General features: G+C 40.5%; 21 protein-coding genes and 2 pseudogenes. 8 read left to right on the top strand and 15 right to left on the bottom strand.

Going from position 1 to position 21,853, the window contains the following annotated elements:
* Window positions 1–183: 183 nt before the first annotated feature.
* The 5 genes and pseudogenes from IJ00_RS15225 to pilM (IJ00_RS15205) form a co-directional block, all read right to left on the bottom strand.
* Entirely contained in the window at window positions 184–459 is a 276-nt protein-coding gene (locus tag IJ00_RS15225) for a hypothetical protein (RefSeq protein ID WP_046814827.1), read from the bottom strand.
* A 487-nt stretch (window positions 460–946) separates the two neighbouring features.
* On the bottom strand, window positions 947–3,055 hold the full coding sequence (locus tag IJ00_RS15220; protein ID WP_035154332.1) for a type IV pilus secretin family protein: 2,109 nt from the start codon (window positions 3,053–3,055) through the stop codon (window positions 947–949).
* Window positions 3,056–3,224: 169 nt separating this feature from the next.
* Window positions 3,225–3,977 carry a hypothetical protein gene (locus IJ00_RS15215; RefSeq protein ID WP_035154331.1) on the bottom strand — a complete coding sequence of 251 codons (753 nt, stop codon included), beginning with the start codon at window positions 3,975–3,977 and terminating at the stop codon, window positions 3,225–3,227.
* On the bottom strand, window positions 3,974–4,741 hold the full coding sequence (locus IJ00_RS15210; RefSeq protein WP_035154329.1) for a PilN domain-containing protein: 768 nt from the start codon (window positions 4,739–4,741) through the stop codon (window positions 3,974–3,976). Before IJ00_RS15210 ends, IJ00_RS15215 begins: the two co-directional genes overlap by 4 nt.
* A 4-nt stretch (window positions 4,742–4,745) precedes the next feature.
* Window positions 4,746–5,522, bottom strand: a pseudogene (gene pilM / locus IJ00_RS15205) (type IV pilus assembly protein PilM); the annotation flags it as partial.
* Window positions 5,523–5,579: 57 nt separating this feature from the next.
* Here pilM (IJ00_RS15205) and IJ00_RS15200 point away from each other — a divergent pair.
* Window positions 5,580–6,080, top strand: a complete 501-nt coding sequence (locus IJ00_RS15200) for a helix-turn-helix domain-containing protein (protein WP_035152459.1) — start codon at window positions 5,580–5,582, stop codon at window positions 6,078–6,080.
* On the top strand, window positions 6,065–6,652 hold the full coding sequence (locus IJ00_RS27800; protein WP_339366987.1) for an IS630 family transposase: 588 nt from the start codon (window positions 6,065–6,067) through the stop codon (window positions 6,650–6,652). Before IJ00_RS15200 ends, IJ00_RS27800 begins: the two co-directional genes overlap by 16 nt.
* A gap of 8 nt (window positions 6,653–6,660) precedes the next feature.
* Here IJ00_RS27800 and pilM (IJ00_RS15195) read toward each other — a convergent pair.
* Window positions 6,661–6,993, bottom strand: a pseudogene (gene pilM / locus IJ00_RS15195) (type IV pilus biogenesis protein PilM); the annotation flags it as partial.
* 268 nt (window positions 6,994–7,261) lie between these two features.
* Here pilM (IJ00_RS15195) and IJ00_RS15190 point away from each other — a divergent pair.
* On the top strand, window positions 7,262–8,572 hold the full coding sequence (locus IJ00_RS15190) for a sugar ABC transporter substrate-binding protein (protein WP_035154328.1): 1,311 nt from the start codon (window positions 7,262–7,264) through the stop codon (window positions 8,570–8,572).
* Window positions 8,573–8,656: 84 nt separating this feature from the next.
* Here IJ00_RS15190 and IJ00_RS29095 read toward each other — a convergent pair whose 3' ends face one another.
* The 5 genes from IJ00_RS29095 to IJ00_RS15170 all read right to left on the bottom strand — a co-directional run bounded on the left by IJ00_RS29095 (window position 8,657) and on the right by IJ00_RS15170 (window position 12,508).
* Window positions 8,657–8,800 carry a hypothetical protein gene (locus IJ00_RS29095; protein ID WP_168163490.1) on the bottom strand — a complete coding sequence of 48 codons (144 nt, stop codon included), beginning with the start codon at window positions 8,798–8,800 and terminating at the stop codon, window positions 8,657–8,659.
* Between the two features lie 207 nt (window positions 8,801–9,007).
* On the bottom strand, window positions 9,008–9,616 hold the full coding sequence (locus IJ00_RS15185) for a PH domain-containing protein (protein WP_035154327.1): 609 nt from the start codon (window positions 9,614–9,616) through the stop codon (window positions 9,008–9,010).
* A gap of 462 nt (window positions 9,617–10,078) precedes the next feature.
* Complete coding sequence (locus tag IJ00_RS15180; protein ID WP_035159102.1) at window positions 10,079–11,356, bottom strand: folylpolyglutamate synthase/dihydrofolate synthase family protein; 1,278 nt, start codon at window positions 11,354–11,356, stop codon at window positions 10,079–10,081.
* A 114-nt stretch (window positions 11,357–11,470) separates the two neighbouring features.
* Entirely contained in the window at window positions 11,471–11,596 is a 126-nt protein-coding gene (locus IJ00_RS27795) for a photosystem II protein Y (RefSeq protein WP_082127335.1), read from the bottom strand.
* 393 nt (window positions 11,597–11,989) lie between these two features.
* Window positions 11,990–12,508, bottom strand: coding sequence for a gamma carbonic anhydrase family protein (locus IJ00_RS15170; protein WP_144416110.1), 519 nt, complete (start codon window positions 12,506–12,508; stop codon window positions 11,990–11,992).
* A 320-nt stretch (window positions 12,509–12,828) separates the two neighbouring features.
* On the opposite strand from IJ00_RS15170, the gene IJ00_RS15165 reads away from it, so the two are divergent.
* The 5 genes from IJ00_RS15165 (at window position 12,829) to map (ending at window position 18,457) form a co-directional block, all read left to right on the top strand.
* Window positions 12,829–13,344 carry a TIGR02652 family protein gene (locus IJ00_RS15165; RefSeq protein WP_082127334.1) on the top strand — a complete coding sequence of 172 codons (516 nt, stop codon included), beginning with the start codon at window positions 12,829–12,831 and terminating at the stop codon, window positions 13,342–13,344.
* Window positions 13,345–13,412: 68 nt separating this feature from the next.
* Window positions 13,413–13,832 carry a VOC family protein gene (locus IJ00_RS15160; RefSeq protein ID WP_035154319.1) on the top strand — a complete coding sequence of 140 codons (420 nt, stop codon included), beginning with the start codon at window positions 13,413–13,415 and terminating at the stop codon, window positions 13,830–13,832.
* 247 nt (window positions 13,833–14,079) lie between these two features.
* Entirely contained in the window at window positions 14,080–16,887 is a 2,808-nt protein-coding gene (locus IJ00_RS15155) for a pitrilysin family protein (RefSeq protein ID WP_168163489.1), read from the top strand.
* Between the two features lie 47 nt (window positions 16,888–16,934).
* Window positions 16,935–17,390: a plastocyanin/azurin family copper-binding protein gene (locus tag IJ00_RS15150; protein WP_035154317.1), complete on the top strand. Its 456-nt coding sequence runs from the start codon at window positions 16,935–16,937 to the stop codon at window positions 17,388–17,390.
* A gap of 239 nt (window positions 17,391–17,629) precedes the next feature.
* Entirely contained in the window at window positions 17,630–18,457 is an 828-nt protein-coding gene (gene map / locus IJ00_RS15145) for a type I methionyl aminopeptidase (protein WP_035154316.1), read from the top strand.
* Window positions 18,458–18,533: 76 nt separating this feature from the next.
* On the opposite strand, the gene IJ00_RS27790 is transcribed toward map, so the two are convergent.
* The 4 genes from IJ00_RS27790 to IJ00_RS15130 form a co-directional block, all read right to left on the bottom strand.
* Window positions 18,534–18,692, bottom strand: coding sequence for a YqaE/Pmp3 family membrane protein (locus tag IJ00_RS27790; RefSeq protein WP_035154314.1), 159 nt, complete (start codon window positions 18,690–18,692; stop codon window positions 18,534–18,536).
* A gap of 18 nt (window positions 18,693–18,710) precedes the next feature.
* Window positions 18,711–18,839 carry a hypothetical protein gene (locus IJ00_RS29950; protein WP_256388798.1) on the bottom strand — a complete coding sequence of 43 codons (129 nt, stop codon included), beginning with the start codon at window positions 18,837–18,839 and terminating at the stop codon, window positions 18,711–18,713.
* A gap of 34 nt (window positions 18,840–18,873) precedes the next feature.
* Complete coding sequence (locus IJ00_RS15135) at window positions 18,874–20,001, bottom strand: CO2 hydration protein (RefSeq protein ID WP_035154313.1); 1,128 nt, start codon at window positions 19,999–20,001, stop codon at window positions 18,874–18,876.
* 358 nt (window positions 20,002–20,359) lie between these two features.
* Entirely contained in the window at window positions 20,360–21,850 is a 1,491-nt protein-coding gene (locus IJ00_RS15130; RefSeq protein WP_035154311.1) for an NADH-quinone oxidoreductase subunit M, read from the bottom strand.
* Window positions 21,851–21,853: the final 3 nt, after the last annotated feature.

Here is a 21,853-nt window from a genome sequence, read left to right as displayed (position 1 = left end):
TTCGTCAAGTTATGCCAAGTTATCAAGTTACAGGGTGCTTACCAATTAAAATTAAATATAGTGATTATTTCTTATTCTGGTATCTCTACAAATTCCAGTAACTAGCATTTATCTCACAAATATTTACACAACAGAATTCGCATTATTTTCTAGGTTTAATAACCTGAATTTCAATAGCTGTAGCTAAAACATCAAACTATGTTCTGCATCCCAGCATTTATCATTTTTCCAAGTTCTAGCTGTATGTTCACAGTCATGCTTGTTATTAATCCAAGGAATTGATGTGGAAAAACTATAATTAGATTGTAAATTAGATTGGACAGATTTAATATTTATAGAAGAGAAAAATAAGCTGACTGTACATCCACCACCAGCAAATAATAGAATCGTCGATAAGGTACAGAAGATAATTCTATTTTGATTCCAGATACCACTATTTTTCTGTTGGGGATAACGCATATTTTTGGATAAATTGATAATAAAACAGCAAGATTTTGCACAATACCTGTGTAGAAAGAGACACGGCATGGCGCTATGTGATGTTATAAACAGCTAATTAAAAGTCTGAGGAAATGAGTGTTTATCTCACAAAAATATTAGGTATTTTGATTTCTCAATAATGTCATACTGACCGCAAAATAGATATACAGATTCCGCAAAGTTAATTAAATAAAAATACTGAGATGCTGTTGTGTTAATTCTTTATATTCGAGCCAGAATCAGACAATTTTTTTGAAGTAATGTTTAAATAAAAAAGATAAATACTTTAAAAATAAAGATAAAAGTTTATAGCGGTTTCCTCTGAGATGCAATATGTTCCACCCACGCGATCGCCCTGATACTTCACTTTGCCATCCGAGGGAATATCAGATGAGTCAAAAAAAAGGCACAAACAAAAGTTTTGTGCCCGATAATTGCTGTTACCAAAATTTATGAATTCCACAAACTATCTTGGAACCTTTAGCCCTCGACGTTCCAACATTTCCCGAACCTCTGGACTAGGTGTATAGTTGTAGCCATAGGATGAACGTTCCGAATCATCCATAATTTGCGGAGTCAGTAAAACAATTACCTCTTGGCGTTGGTTTTGCTTATTTGTTTTTCTAAACAGGGAACCAAGCAAAGGAATATCGCCGAGAATTGGTACTTTCGATACACTTACTCTATCAGTATCTTGGATAATACCACTGAGTATCAAGGTTTGACCGTCACGCAAACGTACTAAGCCTGATGTTAAACTTCTCTCAGCCAGCAATGTAATATCACCACTTCCAGGAACCGAAACGGTGGAACTGGGAGCCGAAACTGTAGGCGCAACAGAAAGTGAAACAAAACCATTATCATCAACTCTATCAACTTTGACACTTAAAGACAAACCAGCATCTTTAATGATGGGTTCTTTCGTTGTAGAAGACTGAGTAGATGTACTAGAAGAGGACTCTTTCAACCCTGCATACACTTGAGAAGTCAGCTTCACTAATGCCTGTTCTCCTTCTTGTACAGTCATGGTGGGGTCTGTCAAAACCTTCGCATTACCATTAGTAATCTGTGCCTGCAAACTCGCCAGAAAACGTTTTGGGAAAGTATCTAGGCGATTACCAATGTTTAATGAACCATTATTATCACCAATAGGAGTCCGGTTCCCAAAATTTAAAAATGCTGTTCCAGAATCATTGACAAAATAATTCTTGCCAACGCCAAAGGAGAAACTTGTATTGATATCTTTGATGTTGAGCAAATTGACATCAATGATTTTCACGTTAATCGCGACCTGTCTGCGACGTATATCTAACTGAGTCAGTTGTGCCATCGCCACTTCAATTAAACGAGGTGGTCCAACTAAGGTGACAGAGTTAGTTCTTTGGTCACCAGATGCTTGTAAACCACGCAACAATGGAGTGGAATCTTGGTACTCAGTGCGTAGAGTATCTACCTGTAGTTCCGTAGTAGTTTGGGTTTGGGTAACTGCCGTATTTGCAGCACCACCAACAGGTACAGCATTCACACTAGTCACTAATTTTTCACGGGTGATGGCACTTTCTGCACCTAGAGCTACTAAAAAGCTTAAGGCAGTATCAACCTTAACTTGGTTCAAGCGGATATTCCGCATCACCACATCACGAGCAGAGTTAGGTAATTTCGGTCCCACAAATACCGTACGTCCACTACGGTTAGCTTCTAAGTTGCTGAGGCGTAAAACGTAGTTAAACACATCTTGTACTGGCTCATTTTGAATATCCAAAGAAATTGTTGGACCATCATTACCAGAATTAGCCTGCCCAGGAGTGCTTTGAGCAGGGTTCGCTGTACCGACATAAGCTAGGTTTAAATTGGCTGCGCGAGCAAGTAGTGATAATACTTCCCGCACTGGAGCATCTCTCAATACCAAGCGGGGGACTCGTTCTTGGCTACCTAAATCTACAACACTCGGAGAAGCATCCATGTGAGAAATCGCAATATCACCCACTGGTGGAGCAACTGCCCTAGGTAAGAAAGGAGGTGCTTGGGTTTGGGATTGTCCGACTCCAGCCGGTGCTGCGGGTGTGTTGCTGATATTAACTTGGGGATTAGGTGCAGCAGGTGCAGCAGGTTCAGGGTTCATCTCCCTGGGTGTTTCCCCTGGTGTAGGTGTTGCAGCCACAGTACCGTCTCCAGGAGCAAAACCTAGGGTAATTTTATCGGCACTACGGACTACTGGTTGACTGCTAGGAGTACCTTTCTCTCCAGTCACAATGACTCGCACACTATTGGCATCCAATTGAGACACTTCTACAGAAGCAATTCCCGGCATCGGATTATCTTCACGGAAGTTATTACCTTGGGATAGACGTAATTGAGTATTAATTAAATCTGCAACTAAAGTCTTACCCCGTTGGGTAGTAAAAACTTGTGGACGAGTGCTAGTAGATGTTTTCAAAACAATATTAATAGCACCATCTACCTGTTTTATCTGTACATTGGTCACCTGAGAAACCTGTGCCATTACAGGTTGGGTGGCAAATATGGCAATTGTGGTAGCAGCAAATATGACATTTCTACCGTGAAGTTGTTTCACAGTTCATTCCTCACATTAAAAACTATTTTTGTTAATTACTAGGTATTGGGTAGTTGATAATTGCTAATTGCTAATAACAACTACTTGCCTCTCAACTGCTTATCTACTGAATTAGCAGTAGGTCAGGAGTAAAATCCTGGACTAACCTGATATCAGTAGTTTATGGGTACTATTTTTTGGGTTCTGCCGCTTTAACAATATCTTCTGGACTCAATGGCATTAAAGCTTGTAGCTGGAAGGATGTGGTAATAGCTTCTGGACCCATACGTACCAAAGGTTTTTTCGGGTCGGCAACTTCTGAAGGTGCAAGGGTCGATTGATAGTCCTTAACTATTAGCAGAGGTTGCAAACGTTCAATATTGCGGAGTATGGATTGAGTCTGTTCATAGGTGCCGACAATTTCCACGTTGATAATCGTGCGCTTGAGTTTGCCGTCTATTTTTTTGCCGAGAGACCCATCAGTGATAATTTCAGGTTTGGCAGATATGGGGGTAAATCTTTTGAGTTTGGCTTTAGTTACACCCAGGGGTAAGAGCGCATTTCCAGACTCAACCAGACGATTGAGGTCTAGTAGGAGAGTGTCTAAGGTCTTTTCGTTGGAAAAGAGCGACATTACTTGAGTTTGTTGCAGTTTTGCATCAGCTAATTCTTGTTTAACTGCGTCAATTTGCTTGAGACTAGATTTTTTCTGGTCAATTTGCCCTTGCAAGTCGCTTTGTTTAGCTTGTTGTTGCTGGAAAGCTTCCCAAGCTGGCATCAGCATATTGAAGACTATGTACAAACTACTAACAAGACCGATCGCCCCCACAAGAATACCAATTACTTTTGGTGTGAAAGTAATCCCAAAGGCTACGGGAGCAGAAGATGAGACTTCTTCAAACTCTCCGCCCTCAACAAAATTCATGTCTTCACTCAGTGTCATCTTTGTAGAACTCCTGTTTTTTGCAGACTACGAATGCGACTGACTAGACCTACGGTGCCTTTGCGCTCTAATTCTTGCATCAGGTCTGATGCGGGAATGTTGCTGAGGCTAGATTGGATGGTATATCTGACCACTTGAGGTGGTTTGATATTGATACCAGTCGTAGTGGTTATGGGATTTTTTATTGGTGCATCGACTAATTCCGCACCAGTTATTCTGGCTTCACTGCCGTTTAATAAATTGGATTGTTGCAGAATTAGCAAGAAGTCGTTGACATCATTGAAAGAGCGGGCATATCCTATCAGTTCTACACCTCCGGCTGGGTTGGGTTCTGGTTTACCTGCTTCTGGGGCTGAGGGTAGTGTTTGTTTGATATTCTCAATTTGCACTGTTGCAGGAATGCGATCGCGCAAATCTTGTAACATGGCAGACCAAGGACGAATCTGGTCAAACACAGCTACTAGGGACTGGGTTTCAGCCTTAACTGCATTGACTTCATCCTTAATTTTGTTAATACTGCTCAGTTGTGTATCTAATTTTTGATTTTCCTGTTCTAATTGGACAACGATTTGCTCCAATTCCGAATTTTTAGCCTGTAAAATAAACCACCCCGCTCCAAACAAAACTGGTAGAGATAAACCTACTGCCACACCAATGTAGAGTGGTAGCATACTCCCCGCAGGTAGTTTCGCCCTGACTTTCTTTTCAGATTTATCCTGATGTGTGGGGCGGTCTTTGAGAAAGTTAATATCTAGACTATACAAACGACTATACCTCCCGCATTCCTAAACCAAGGACTATTCCCAAACCAGGACGCTGACTGATGGGATACTTCTCTGCATCTACTTCCAAAGACAAAGCACCAAGGGGGTCAATTTGACTCGTAGGTATACTTAAACGCTGGGTAAAAAATTCATCTAATTGGCTGAGTCCACCTCCTGGTCCTGCAAGTAATATGTGCGCCACTTCTAAGTTCTCGCTTTGATTTAAGTAAAAATCAACGGAACGCCGTAACTCGTCAGTTAACTCTCCTAAGACTCTGACGACAGCAGCTAAACCAGGATTAGCTTCAGTCACCCCTGTACGGTTGTTTTCCATAGGGCTGGTGGGAATTGTCACTCCCATCAATAAGTCCATTTCCCTGGAAGCTGGTAAATTCATTGCCCGCGACAATGCCATTTGCATCTGATAAGTGCCAATGGGCACAGTTCGAGAAAACTCTGGCACACCATTGACAATGATGACAATTTCTGTGCTATCAAACTCAATGTTCACCAAAACCGCAGCTTCCTGGGGTCCATACTGCCGCAGTTGATCACGAATTGTACGAATCAGAGCAAAGCTATTAATTTCTAAAATATCGACCTGTAGTCCAGCCTCTTGAAAAGTACTGATGTAGGTGTCTGTTACATCCTTACGAGTGGCAACCAAAAGGACTTTGACTTTTTCAATGCCATCTTCATCTACAAAGTACCCAAGTTTTTGGTAATCTACATCAGCCTCTTCCCGTGGATAGGGTAAATATAAGCTTGCCTCATGGTTTATACCAATTAACGAAAAATATGATACAGATAGATAAGGAATAAATATGAGCAAGCAAAGATGGCTGGAGTCACCAAAGTAGAAATAACAGAGTCAGTAGAGGAATTACATGAACTGCTGAGAAAACAAAAAACAGCATCAAATCTCGAACGGATTCAAGCTTTGTATTTACTGAAAATAGGACAGGTGAAAACAATACAAGACGTAGCGGTGGTAGTAGGAAGGGCAAGGGTAACGGTACAAAGATGGTTGAAAGAGTATCAAGAGTCAGGGATTAAGGGTCTATTAACAACGAAAAAGAGTCCAGGGCGACCAGCAATAATTAGCTTACAAGTAAGAGAGCAGCTAGACAAAGAGCTTCAAGAATCGGAGGGATTCAAAAGTTATGAGGAAATACGAACATGGTTAAAAGCAGTAGAAGGGATAGAAGCATCATATAAAGTAGTACACGATACAGTGCGCTATCAAATGAAAGCAAAGCTAAAAGTGCCGCGAGCAGTAGGTATAAAATACGATAGCGAAGCAGAATTAGAATTTAAAAAAAACTGCCACAATACTTAGAAGTAATAAAAAAACACGTCATAGCACCAGTAGATAGACAAAAAACAATTAGATATTGGTGTGGGGACGAAAGCCGTGTGGGATTGAAGACTGAAGCTGGGAGACTAATTACTAAAAAAGGAGTTAAGCCCATCGGCATTATGCAATGGAAGCGGGATAATTTTTATTTATATGGATTAGTGGAACCATTAACTGGAGAGTATTTTATCTGGGAATTCTCTCATTTAAATACAGCCTGTTTCAATATTTTTTTAGAAAAATTCTCACAGACTTATGCTCAAGATATTCATATTCTTCAGTTAGATAATGGAGCTTTTCATTTAAGCCAGCATCTGAAAGTACCAGAAAACATAGTTTTGTTATTTCAACCTCCACATACACCTCAAGTTAATCCCATAGAGAGATTGTGGGAAGAAGTTAAAAGGCATTTAACTTGGGAAAGCTTCCCAAGTTTAGATGAATTAAGAGAATTTATCTGGAATCGGTTGGCACAATTAAACACATCAATTGTTGCTTCCATCACAGGTTGGGATTTTATTCTTGATGCTTTATTTGTATCAGGCTTTTCGTGAATTGGTATTAAGACCATTTCTCGCAGTTCTTTTTCATCCAATTCTGCGGGTACTGGAATTAAACGTACAATGGAATCGCGTCCAGTAACTGCCGTTGCAACCCGTGTCACCTTCAGCTTACTTTCTGCTAAACCTTGCTGGATAATCTGTGCCATTGCCGGTGGATCAGCAATTTGACCATCTACATATACACCTTCGGGGACTGGTATCGATGTTAAGGTTTCTATTTTTAAACCTTGGCGTTGTTTCCGCAATCGTGCAATATTGACGCGCTGCGGCGAAAGTTCGATGCCAACACCTGTATTTTTTTTACCAAACAGACCATTTAAGCTTTTCACCACTGTTTTGCTCGTCGGACTAATGAGAAAATTTCAGAAATTGAAAATGTAATTTTTATGAGCCAGGAGTGCTGAATACTGAATATAAACAGAGTTTTTTCATCTTTTTCTATCCCTGATGTTGTATTCAGTACCAATAATTCCTTAAGGGCTGTAGTATTTCTAGGGACACTTATAACAGGCAGCCTATACTTGATAATTGTTCTAGCCTATAATCTCGAAAATTCCGCATAAACGTTTTACCCCGATCAAGCTGAAAACTATAATTACGATGGTTTCAATACAACAATTTGCTCAAAGATGGAAAAAGTTGACTGTTTGGCTGGTAGCCGGTTTAGTTACTAGTTGGATTGTCAGTTGCAGCACAGGTAATGTGAGCAGCAATAACAAACAAACCACCTCGAATACAGGTGGAATCGAGTTTTGGACAATGCAACTCAAGCCCCAATTTACTGACTACTTTCAAAACCTGATTGTAAACTTTGAATCACAGAATCCAGGTATAAAAGTTAACTGGGTTGATGTACCCTGGTCAGAAATGGAGAACAAAATTTTAACAGCTGTCTCCGCAAAAACGCCACCTGATGTTGTGAACTTGAATCCGGGTTTTGCTTCTCAACTAGCAGGACGCAATGCCTGGTTAGATTTAGATGCAAAGGTTCCGAATGACGTGCGTTCCTCCTATTTAGAGAATATCTGGAAAGCCAGTACATTAAATGGTAAGAGCTTCGGTATTCCCTGGTATCTCACCACCCGGCTAACCATTTATAACACCGATTTATTAAAACAGTCAGGTATCAATAAAGTACCCAGTACTTATACGGAATTAGCAGAGGCAGCTGAGAAAATCAAAGTAAAAACTGGTAAGTATGCTTTTTTTGCTACCTTTGTGCCGCAGGATTCTGCGGAGGTGCTAGAAAGCTTTGTGCAGATGGGTGTAACTTTGGTGGATGGGGAGGGTAAAGCTGGTTTTAATTCTTCCCAAGGAAAAGCTGCTTTTCAGTATTGGGTAGATTTATATAAAAAGGGTTTGTTGCCGAAGGAAGTCACTACCCAGGGGCACCGACGGGCGATAGATTTATACCAAGCTGGAGATACGGCATTTTTAGCTTCAGGGGCGGAGTTTTTGAAGGCGATCGCCAAGAATGCACCAAAAATAGCTGAAGTCTCGGCAACTGCACCGCAAATCACTGGGGAAACTGGTAAGAAAAATGTGGCGGTAATGAATGTTGTGATTCCGAAGGAAAGTAAAAATCCGGATGCGGCTTTAAAGTTTGCTTTATTTCTGACTAATGATGCGAATCAACTAGCTTTTGCTAAAAAGGCTAATGTTTTACCATCAACAAATAAAGCTTTAGCTGATACTTATTTTAAGGATGTTCCTGCTAATGCTTCTACATTAGAAAAAGCTAGGGTTATGAGTGCTGGAGAACTAAAAACAGCAGAAGTTTTAATCCCTGCTTTTAAGGATTTTAATATCTTGCAAAAAGCTATTTATGAAAATCTACAAGCGGCAATGTTAGGTGAAAAAACTGTAGATAAAGCGGTAGAAGATGCTGCTAGTGAATGGAATAATCGCTAACATTAGTGGGAAACTTGAGTATTTAAGTATCCTAAATACATTATCCAAGTCACAACAGTCAAAAGTTGTGTGCAGGAATTTCCCCTAGTAAACGGTGTCAAGGAGATAGCAGTGGTTGTATTCACTGACACAACTAGGGGTAGGAATATTATCTAGAAGCTGATTATCGCGATGAGTGCTGGAGTGGGCGATCGCCTGATTCAATTCACCGATGACATTCCCAAACATTTACTCACCTAGGTGCAAAAAATGGATACAGACAAAGCATCTATGGGAGAAAGATTGGGTATTTTGGGGGTGATGGGGTGAAATAAATTCAGGGCGATCGCCCACAATTCTCTGATTTTTTCTGAAATCGTGACTGTTTTTAGAATATTTAGTATTTACGTTACCCAGCAAATCGCAGAGTGAATATAAATACTAAATAACTATTCCCTAAGAGCGGATATATTTGCCAAAAACATCACTAAAGTCACGTTTTGTATAACTTACCAACATCGTGGAATTTAGGTTTGTCAGAATATCATTGAATTGAGTTTTGATTGCATCTCCAGAAGCTACACTACTAATCTTGTACATAGATGCAATGGCATTTAAGGTTTTAAGTGCATTCTCTCTACAAATACTATCAGTATGCTGGCGCTTACTAATGCTAATCAAGGTTTTATAGATATCCTTTAATTGTTCGATAAAGTCCTTGCGCACATTGATAAGGAACGAATTTGCTCCAATGTTAAACTTCAATTCTATATCCATATCTATGGTTCCAGCTGTTTCTAAGGTTACACCTGAAATCATCTCCGAAGCATATTCATATCTTTTGATAGAACGCTTGGAGGAAGTAGCTGTCAAACCATCTACATGAATTAATGCAAGGTTGGTAAAACAGTACTCGTCTTTCTTAGACTTAATTAAGAAAAATATTTTTTCACCATCTTCATGAAATAAATAATCATCAGCATCAACCTTATTAAAATCTTGGGGCTGAATTATAGAGCCGATTTCACTCAATCCCAGTGCTTCCGAAGCCATTGCTCTAAACATTGTTATATTCTCCTGAGAATAGTTCTTTAGAATTTAACTTAACCACCTAACAAAAGTTTACAAAGTCTTGATAAAGGTGGAAATAGCTGCAAAAAGGGGCGAGAGATATCATAAGGAAATATAGCTAGGTATCAGATAACACTCAACCCAATTCCATGATCAATTATTGAAATGCCTACGTCAACGTAGTTCTTACGAATATTTTCAAATGTTGCAAATATTGACAAATGATTAATCGTCTAATTTAGGTAATTCCGTCTGAGCGCGTAGTAACCCTGTCTATCAAGGGATGTTATGCAATTTCTAACCTATGAACAGGCATAGCGTAAAGTTATAGAGAATATGAAGATTATTGTCGAACAAATACACATATACCAATTATTGAAAATCTAGCTACAGAATTAGATAATCAGATGGACTGAGATGAAGGATGAATAATTTCACAAGTATATTCGCTGCAAATTAGACAGAATTGGCATTACCTAAAAATTTACCAATTAGATATAAGGAACCACATAGACAAACTAAATTATGTGGTGCAGCAAAGGCGGCTTCTAGGGCTGTAAATACATCAGAATAGATTTGACATTCAGCTAATTCTGGGCAAATATTCAGAGCAAGGTTTGCTAAATCTTCCGGTTTGGCTGAACTGTGATCAGGTACAGCAGTTAAATAAAGTCTATCTCCTGGTTTTAATAATTCTTGGAAAATTTTACTGTGGTCTTTTGTTGATAAAATTCCCATAACCCAAGTGATAGATGGATAGGAATAAATATCTACAGAGGATTGTTTTTTTTCTAGTTCTAAGCTATCTATATAATTACGTAAAACCTTAGCAGCAGCAGGGTTATGAGCGCCATCAATTAATAGTTGATGATTTTGCCAAGTAGTCCATTGCATCCTGCCTAGCCACTGGGTTTTTCCCATACCATTGATAATGGCATCTGTACTAATTTGCCATCCTTTTTCTTGGATAATTTCAATAGTTGCTAGGGCTAAAGCTGAGTTACAAAGTTGAATTTGCCCCGGCAATGGTAGGGGATAGGTAATTGATTTGTACTTGGCAATTCCTGGGGATATTTCTTGAGCAGGTTGGGGTTGAATCAGGGAAGATGCTAAATTTATGCAGCGCGATCGCACCACGGTTTCTGCTTCTTCTGGTAATATTCCCATAACAACGGGACACCCAGCTTTGATAATACCAGCTTTTTCTCCAGCAATTTCTCCTAGGGTATCTCCTAATTGTTGCCAATGTTCTCGACTGATAGAAGTAATCACACTGACTAGGGGATTATCACAAACGTTAGTGGCATCTAAACGTCCCCCTAATCCCACTTCTACTACAGCAATATCTACTTGTTGTTGCGCAAAATATAACCATGCGGCAGCAGTAATCACTTCAAATTGTGTTGGTGATTCTGTCTCTGGATTTACAGCAGTCTGTACTTCTTGTATTAATTGACACAGGGCATCATAGGATACGGGCTGCTGGTTGATACAAATTCTTTCCGTCCAATCAACTAGGTGGGGTGATGTGTAGCGTCCTGTACGATAACCTGCCTCAGTAAAAACCGCAGATAGGTAGGCACATACTGAACCTTTGCCATTGCTACCCGCAACGTGAATCACAGGAACTCGCTCCTGGGGATTACCAAGATTTGCTAACAATTGGCGAATGCGTTCTAATCCTAGGTTGACGCCAAAGCGCTGGAACGGTTGTAGTAGGGAATCGATATTCACGGATAGGGAAGGATGAAGGAACAGAGTAACAATCATGAACAAAACCGACTGCTTCTGTTGGGAAACAGCCGGTTGTTTACAAGCTGATAATCAAAATCAAGCGATAAATAATATTTATGCTTCTTTGTTTAAAAAGTTTTGGATTTGTCTTAAAGCCGCAGCACCGATGTTGAATACTGCCCAACCAGCCGCGATCGCCACGGGAGCTAAAACTACAGCTACACGCATATCAATGTCCATTTGTCAACCCCTCTCGTAAGTAGAAATTAAAGTTTTGTCAACACTTCTCATTTTTTATTTTTAGCTGAAGTTGGCAATTTTTCTTAAATAAATTTGTAAAGAATGTTTACAGATTTGGTGAATGCTTGATTTCGCTCGCCTCTGGGGGTTTTACTGCTGGGCGTATTATCTCTTGTGCTACGTATCTTGAAAATAATACTAATTCTCCAAAATAAAGCTATACATAGCAGCAGAGGGCAGGGTGAGAATTATCTGTAGCCGGAGTTTAGAGAAATGGTATTAAGTATTTCTGCTTCTGAGTACAGATAATTTTGGGGGTTTAAATCCCTCTTGGCAAGAAAACTATAATTTTTCCCTTGCTCCCCACTCATTACTCATTACTCATTAATTTACTTAAAATCCCCTATCTGTACCTTTACCAGCATGAACAAGGGCTAACTTTTGGTAACGTTCAGCGTGTTCTATGAGTTCTTGGGCTTCTGCGGTGGAAACTTGGCGCACAACCTTACCAGGAACTCCCATCACCAGGGATAAGGGAGGCACATTTTTGGTGACAACAGCACCTGCACCAATAATGGAACCGGCTCCCACACGCACGCCATCTAATACAATCGCCCCAATCCCAATTAAACAGCCTGTTTCTATATGGGCTGAATGAACTACGGCACGATGACCAATGGTAACGTAATCTTCTAGAATAGTCGGTTTTCCTGGGTCTCCGTGGAGAATAGCACCATCTTGCACATTAGTATATTTACCAATGTCTATCAGTTCTACATCTCCTCTCACAACCGCTGTATACCAAACACTAGCTCCAGCAGCAATTTTGACATTACCAATCACGATCGCGTTATCGGCAACGAAGGCAGCTTGAGAAATATCAACAGATGACCAGTAGGAAGGGTTAGACACGGTAGAATAGGAATATGGTACCCAGGTAAACTGGAACAACTGCAACTCGGCAGCTGGTCGCAAAAACCAGAATATCACGGCTTTAAGTCCGCTCACCGAGGCAGTAATAAGTAGATACCCAGATGAGGTGGAGCAGAAGTGTTAAAAAAAACCAAAGCGACTGTTCAGTGGTGGTGAGTCATGATAATCGAGTGCTTATAATCCTGACAAACCATTTTGCTCAAGACTTTTGCAGCCGCAATTTACAGCACTCCGTACCCAGCATTTAGCACTCAAAACCGTTGGGCAAGAAAACAAAATAATATGTTTCTTTACACTTCATGATGAATCCAGCAAGCTTGCAGTACCCTATATTTGGTCCGGAAATCCATTGTCCCCATTGTCGGCAAGTTATTCCGGCATTGACACTGACTGATACCTATCTTTGTCCCCGTCACGGTGCTTTTGAAGCGAATCCAGATACGGGGGAATTAATTCACCTCCAATCTGGAAGACATTGGCGTAGGTGGAATCATGATTGGTATCGTCAGCACACCCATCCTGATGGCATTCGTTTTGAAATCCATGAGGCACTGGATAAGTTGTATACTCAGGGATACCGCGCAACCAAGGTAATTATCGCTCGGCGCTATCAGGAACTGATGAGTGGTTATTTGGAGAGAAGTACACCATGGCGCGGGGGACAATCGGAGGTAGCAACGGCACGCTTGTATGGTTTACCCGTGGAATTTAGTCCAGATCCCCAAGAAGAACCCTGCTGGGAAGTGATTAATTTTGATTTGGATAAGGAGCCGGGTGTGCCAGTGCGTTATCCTTATTTTCGCTTGTTTGAATAGTTCTGTTCTTTGAAGGATGGGTGATTCAGTAGCACAATCAAAGGCAAAATCTCGTATCCCAATATCCTATGCATCACGCTTCTATTCGTACAGCAGATATTCATCGGGCGATCGCCTTCTACGAGCAGTTGGGTTTTACTGTCTGTGAGCGCTTCACCACAGGTTATACCCTGGCTTGTTGGCTAGAGGGTTTAGGGGGGAGAATTGAATTAATTCAGATACCCCAGCCTAAACCAGCTCCAGATGCCTTTACGGATGAGCATTACGTAGGTTACTATCATCTTTCCTTCGATTTGACGGAAATTACCCCAGATTTACCTAGTTACTTGGAAATTATCAAGATTCGTTTCACTGAAAATACGCAACTTCAACCGTTGCAAATACTTCTAGAACCCTGTCAACAACAAATTGGCGATCGCATCTATGAAGTAGCATTTATCGCAGATACGGATGGCTTACCCCTAGAATTTATACGTGCAATTACTTAATACTGCTAGTATTAATAGTCAAAAATACCTAAACAAGTAGGTTAAAATAGGGGATAAAATGAGTGTTTCTGATGGCATCTCGCCAAGCAATCATTAGAAAATACTGGTAGATTTATATTACCTTCATTTATAGAATATTCTTTTTCTGTACTGTTGCCGAGGCAACAAAATTCAGCAAGGGATTAAACTATATTCGTACGAAACGTCTGTGATTTTATTTACAGGCTCAATCATTAGTCAAAAGTCTGTGTTTTCCACATTGCGTAGATACTTTGTTTCATTTTTCCTGCTAATTCTCTGGTTAATTGCAGTATTCATCCTTCACGATGGTTCGGCTTATAGTCAACTGCGAGCAGATGCGACAGAGGTAAATACTCTGGTGTCTGAAGTAGCGCAAAGTACAACTAATACTTCTGTTACTGGTAACGTCAGAAAAACTTTATTGAAAAATGGCTTGACTGTATTGACGAAGGAAGTCCATGCTGCACCAGTAGTCACAGTTCAGGTATGGTATAAAGTTGGTTCTCGTAACGAGGAAGCAGGGATAAATGGGATTGCTCACCAGCTAGAGCATATGCTGTTTAAAGGTACTAAAAGTCGCCCCATTCAATTTGGACGTTTGTTCAGTGCTTTGGGTAGTGATTCTAATGCCTTTACTAGTTATGACCAAACGGCATACTATGGAACTGCTGAAAGAGACAAATTGGACGCATTGCTACTGTTAGAAGCAGATAGGATGCAAAACTCTCTCATAGATGCCCAACAACTGGTGAGTGAGAAGCGAGTTGTAATTTCCGAGCTTCAGGGTTATGAAAATAGTTCAGAGTACCGTTTGAGTCGCGCGGTAATGCAAGCAGCATTTCCCCACCATCCCTATGGTTTACCTGTAGGTGGAACAAAATCTGATGTGGAAAAGTTTCCAGTTGCACAGGTACGTAAATATTATCGTAATTTCTATAGTCCAAATAATGCAGTATTAATTGTTGTTGGCGATTTCGACACGAATCAATTATTAAGAAAAGTCGAAAAAACCTTTGCGAAGATACCCAAGAGTGGAAATATTAGCCAAGTTAGACAAAAAATCAGTAGCACGGCAAAAATCAACACTCCTATCATCTTAAAAGAACCAGGTGCAGGTGCGCTGATTCACGGGGTATATCCTGTACCAGATGTGAATCATCCTGATATTCCTCTGTTAGATGTCATGAATTATATTTTGACAGAAGGTCGGAACTCGCGCTTGTATCAAGCCTTGGTAGAATCTGGTTTAGCCAGTGGCGTGAATGGTTCGGTGATGAGCTTGTTGGATGGTGGTTGGTACGAAATCTCTCTCACTGCATCTGCAAATGAAGATTTAGTCAAAATAGATCAGGTACTACAGGAAGCGATCGCCAACTTCCAGGAAATAGGAGTTACAGAGGAAGAAGTCAAACGAGCGAAAAAACAGCTAGAAGCTTCCATGATTTTGAATAATCGTGATATCACCAGTCAAGCGATGCAATTAGGTACTGACGAAACCACAGCAGGGGATTATCGCTACAGTGATAGATATTTGACACAGGTACGTCAAGTGCAAGCAAAGGATGTACAACGTGTTGCCCAACAGTATCTCATAGCTACCGCTCGCACAGTTGGATATTTCCAGCCAAATCAACAGCAATCACAACAAGTAAATATTAATAAGAATAAAACAACTCAAATCGCAGAAAGTTTTTCGAGTGAGGCTCCGGAAAATCCCAGAGAAGTCTTCAGGTATTTACCACCCTTAGACAGGAAAAATGTCACTACGATTCAAAGTTTACCCCAACAATTCAATTTACCGAATGGTATTCGTGTACTGCTATTACCAGATAAAAGTACACCAACGGTGACACTTAGTGGTTATATTAAAGCTGGAACTGAGTTTGACCCCGAAGAAAAATCTGGTTTAGCATCCTTAGTGACTGATAACTTGATGAATGGCACAACCACACAAGATGCATTCACAATTACTAAAACTTTAGAAGAGCGGGGAGCAAATCTTAAATTCAATACCTATCGAGAAGGTGTGGAAATTCAAGGTAGCACTTTAGCTGGAGATTTACCGATTCTCTTACAATCCCTCGCTGATGTCGTACAGAATTCCGTTTTTCCAACACAAGAATTAGAAATTAGTCGTCATAAAGCCATAACTGAATTAAAACAGGAGTTGGATAATCCTTCTGCTGTTGCCAGGAGAATTTTTGTTCAGTCGGTGTATCCGAAAAAGCATCCTTTACACACTTTTCCCACAGAAAAAAGTTTAGAAAATATTAGTCGTCAAGATGTGATGGCTTTCTACGAAAAACATTATCGTCCTGACACTACAGTATTATCCCTTGTGGGAGACTTTTCTTCTACCCAGGTGCGATCGCTAATCTTAGATTTTTTTGGCTCTTGGGAAGCAACGGGTAAACCACCAACACTCAAATATCCTGCCGTGAATTTGCCCAGCAAAATTATCCGCATGAACCCCGTACTACCAGGAAAAGCACAAGCAATTACCTATATGGGGGGTGCAGGAATTAGTCGTCAAGATCCACGATACTATGCAGCCTTGGTCTTAAATCAGATTTTCGGTGGTGATACCCTATCTAGTCGTTTAGGGGTAGAAGTGCGCGATCGCCAAGGTTTAACCTACGGAATTTACAGCACTTTCCAGGTTGGCAAAAACAACGGCACATTTTTGATTGAAATGCAAACTGCTCCTGAAGATGCTACCAAGGCGATCGCCAGCACCAGAAAATTACTAAGGCAAATTCATCGATTTGGTGTCAGTAGCAATGAAGTCGAAACTGCTAAAAATACCCTGATCAGCAACTACAATGTTTCTCTGGCTAACCCCGAGGAATTAGCTTACCGCATGGCTATCAATGAAATTTACGGCTTGAAAAATGAAGAATTACGTCACTTCACTCAAAAAATTAAAGCAGTCAACCTCAAACAAGTAAACCAAGCTGCGCGGGAGTTACTCCATCCAGATAAAATTATAGTAGTCACCGCTGGACCTCAAATTATTGCTGAAACAATTCAATAGTATTTAGGTTACAAAATATAAACGCGGATTGACTGATAAGTATATATATGATAAAAATCGCAATAAAAATTTGTCTTTTTTTGACGCTGTGGTTGACTATCAGTTGCAATCATGGAGGAGTGGCGATCGCTGCAACAAATAATATCCTTCAGCAACCACCCACGAAAATCGAAGTTAGTCTTGGTAATAGCAACAACGACATCAAATTCTTCCCCAATCATTTAGAATTTACCGCAGGCAAGCGTTACACACTTCAACTCAATAATCCTAGTAGTCTCAAACACTACTTTACAGCCAAAGACTTTACCGATGGTATCTGGACACAAAAAATCGAAGCCGGTAAAGTCGAAGTCAAAGGAGCAATCCATGATGTCGAACTCAAACCAGGTGCAACAGCAGAATGGATATTCGTTCCCATGAAACCAGGAACCTATAATTTACGTTGTACCATCCCCGGACACAGCGAAGCAGGGATGACAGGGGATATCATGATCAAAAGTTAATGGCAAACCAAACCCTTCCTCTTTGCCTTTCCTGACTATTTATGTCAGTGGCAAAATACGTTAACTTAAATATAGATATTGTTGCTTAACAGCCATAGAAATTAAACTTTCATCCCTAGACGATGAGAAATAGAGCAGTAAATATTTAGTAGATATTATTTTCACCATAATCTACAGGATTCTGTGGCTAATCCCTTAGATAAAACTATCCCAAGGCTCCAAAAAATATAATTTTCCCCATGAACATTCTCAGTAACCTGCTTTCTCAACCAACTCAACCAACACAACCCAAGAGACAACGTCGAGGGATTGAAATTAAATCACCCCGCGAAATCGAAATTATGCGGCAATCAGCTAAGATTGTTGCCACAGTACTCAAAGAAATTTCTGAGTTGGTTCAGCCAGGAATGACAACTGCTGACTTAGATGCTCATGCGGAAAAGCGCATCCGAGAAATGGGTGCAACACCAAGTTTTAAAGGGTATCACGGTTTCCCTGCTTCCATCTGCTCCAGCATCAATGACGAAGTTGTTCACGGTATTCCCAACAACAAAAAAGTTATTCGTACAGGAGATGTTCTCAAGGTAGATACCGGAGCCTTTTATCAGGGTTTTCACGGTGACTCCTGTATTACAATTGCCGTGGGAGATGTCACTCCGGAAGCAGCAAAACTGATTCGTGTAGCAGAAGAATGCCTATATAAAGGTATTGAGCAGGTAAAAGCTGGCAACTACCTTATGGATATTGCTGGTGCTATTGAAGACCATGTTAAATCTAATGGGTTTAGTGTAGTCGAAGACTTTACAGGTCACGGTGTTGGTCGTAATCTACACGAAGAACCATCCGTGTTTAACTTCCGAACTCGAGAAATGCCTAACGTTAAGCTACGAGCAGGAATGACACTAGCCATAGAACCAATTCTGAATGCAGGTTCTAAGGTGACACGCATTCTCTCTGACCGTTGGACTGCCGTAACAGTTGATAAATCCCTATCAGCCCAATTTGAGCATACCGTATTGGTGACAGATACAGGCTACGAAATTTTGACAGATAGAACTCAGCTATAGTCTTTGCAAAAAAAAATATCACGAAATATATAGCTAACTCCCCTGGTATCATACCCTAGGGGATTTTTTTATCAGCTTATTTCTTGGCAATTATCCAAACTGCATGGACGATTCCAGGAATATAACCAAACAAAGTTAAAAGTATATTAATCCAAAAGTCCAGACCAAAACCCACTTGCAGAAAAACTCCCAAGGGTGGTAGCAAAATCGCACAGACAATTCGCACAAAATCCATTTTAGCCTCCTATTAATCTCATAAGATAGACGGTGATATTTCCAAGCTAACACCAGCTTTGGCAAATATGGCAACAGATACGGTAAACCGCACAGATTGCATTACAGAAATTGTGTGTCTACCATCTAGTAGGCTAAAAACTGGCAAAATTTAATTTTCTCAATCCCAGGAAGAGCAAATGTTAGCTATTAACAGTTTGTAACCGGGAATTTTTCAGTCTCTCCAACCATTTTTCTAAAAACACCCGATTTTCTTGCTGCTCACGAATATCTTGGGTATCTACTGCATAGGGCATTAATCCCAAAATAGCAGCAGTGGTAACACAAAACATCGACTTTTGGAAACTCATACAAATTTGCACCCGTAAGTCATCCTCACCCCTGGGACTATCACGGTAAATTTTGTGAAGATATTCTGGCAGAAAATGACGCATATCCTGCATTAACAGAGTTGGAGGAATACCTGCACCCCCAATAGGTAGTGGATCTGCATACAAAGCTCCATACTGGAATCTCGACTGGTCAGGGGAAATTTGGTACGCTTGGGCATTGTAGGAAACTGTACCTTGGAATGGTGTTCCTCGAAAGAAAACTGCTTCCACATAGGGAACTGCCGTATCAGCAAGAAAAGTTAAACCTAAGGAAGTAGGTAACAATTCATAAACTTTTTCCTGGATTGTTACAGAGTAGGTAATTGGTTTACTTGCTGCTTCTACTAAACCCGATTTAATATGGTCTACTATTTGGGGAACTGTGGTAATTTTTCCAACATCGTATAGGTCTGAAAGACTGAGGAAAATATCTGCCATGACTCGCCAAAATTGACCTAATCCACTGTAATAAGCAGATACTCTCAATTGTTCAATCAGAAAGTCAGGAAATAATTCATTGATACCCAGGATAAAGAAATTATTTTTAAATTTTGCCGCAATTACTGCTTGCGCTCTTTGCTTAAAATCCTTTGTATCTAAATAATTATCTAAACCCCCACCACCGTGCCAAAACATAGCTTTCATGCAATATTCAGCATATTCAAAGTTAATGCGATCGTGCCACCAGTGACGTAAAAGTTGGGGTAAAGAAACTTTACCATTGAAATATTTAAAGAAAGGGAAAAATTTAAGAAATTGATGGTTGGCAATATAAATTAGATTGTGGGAGTAAGCATCAATAACAATGCCATAGCTCTTGAGTATACCCACGACTTCTAAAACATTTTCGGGATTATCTGGGAGTAATGCACCTCCACTCTCGAGCCGTTGGATATATTCATTAAATAAGGAATTATGTGTAGATGTATTTTTCACCATATAGTTGTTGGAAATGGATAATAGGGGATAAAAAAGAGGAAATCGATTAATCTTATTTCCTCTAATACCAATTCTTCGTGAAGCTGCACAAAATTAAAACCCACTCCTTAATCTCCTCCGAAATCGGGGAGGGGAAATTCGAGCGGAGCGAAAATGGGGTGGGGTTCTTCTTTTTCTATGCAACTTCATATTAATTTGGTACAAAACTACTATGCTTTGGGGTTGCGAAGAGGTAAGGGTGGATGATGCAAAAATCTTGCTCAAACATCACCAGTTACCAAGGGCTAAGCAGAATAGAGGTAATAATTGAGTAGAAAGTAGATATTCCTTGATACTCCTCAAAATGAGGAACAGAAAATCACTCTACAGAGACATGAATGTTTGCCACAACACTTTGTGGGTGTACCATTGCGGAAGTTGTAGGTTCTGTCCATCGCATTAACCAACCAGGTTGAATGCCAAAAATAACTATTAATACCGCGAGGATAATTGCCGGAACGCGATCGCTCCAGTAGACTCTAGGTAAATTTTCCACCTGGGGTGATAAACGTCCAAAGAAGGCGCGATTTGTCAAAATGAGGAAGTAAACCGCAGTCAACCCTGTACCAATCATACAAAGAAGTGTTTCTAGGGGGAAGATAGGGAAACTACCACGAAACAGGATAAATTCTGTAATAAAGCCAAACATCCCTGGAATTCCCGCACTTGCCATCACACCCAAAACCATCAAACTACCAATAACTGGCATTCCACGTTCCGGGTTAAGCAATCCGTGAATCACATCCAAATCACGACTGCCTGCCTTCTTATAGACTACCCCAACCAGGAGAAATAAAAGCGCAGATATCAATCCGTGGCTTAACATTTGCAGAACTGCTCCCAAAATACTCAAGGGTGTGGCAGCTGCGGCAGCAAGCAATATATAGCCCATATGCCCAACGGAACTATATGCTACCATTTTTTTCATATCTCGTTGGGCGATCGCGCAGGAAGAACCATACAACACGCTCACCACTGCCCAAATTGCTAGTCCTGGAGCTAAGTATGACCAAGCATCGGGTAATAAATTCATCCCAAATCTGAGTAATCCATAGGTTCCCAATTTCAGCAAAACCCCTGCTAGAAGTACAGATATCGGGGTAGATGCTTCTACGTGGGCATCTGGCAACCAGGTATGAAAGGGGACTAGAGGCATTTTGATGCCAAAACCAATCAGAAGACCTAGGAGTAACCAAACTTGGGTGACTAAGGGGAGAGTTTGGCTGTTCAAGGTTGCCAATGCAAAACTGGGAGCATCACTCAACCACACCATCCCCAGGAAACTTGCCAGAATCAGGATTCCGGAAAAAGCCGTGTAAATCAGAAATTTGGTAGCAGCATAACCGCGTTTTTCTCCTCCCCAAATAGCAATTAGCAGATAGAGGGGAATCAGTTCTAGTTCATAGAATAGGAAGAATAATAATAAATCCTGGGCAAGGAATGCACCGGTGACACCCGCGTTGAGTAGCAACAGTAAGGCATAATAGAAACGCGATCGCGAAATATTCACATCGGTACTGTACACAGCGATCGCTGTTAACATGGTGTTCAAAACCAATAATGGCAAAGATAACCCATCTACACCCAGGTGGTAGTTTAATCCCAGAGCATCAATCCAAGGTAAAAACTCTTGGAATTGTTGTTTAATATCTGTGGTATTGAACTGACTGGCTAATACTAAGGACAAAATAAAGGCGACGATAGTCACAAGCAAAGCAACACTTCGAGAAGCTTGAGGTGCTATCTTCTCAGGCAAGACGCAAATGATTGCTGCTCCGATTAGTGGTAGCAAAATTAAAGCACTGAGCATGGT

It is taken from the genome of Calothrix sp. 336/3 (assembly GCF_000734895.2).
Lineage (GTDB): Bacteria > Cyanobacteriota > Cyanobacteriia > Cyanobacteriales > Nostocaceae > 336-3.
The sequence above is the reverse complement of the archived record's forward strand: the minus strand, read 5'-3'. Positions and strand labels throughout refer to the sequence as shown.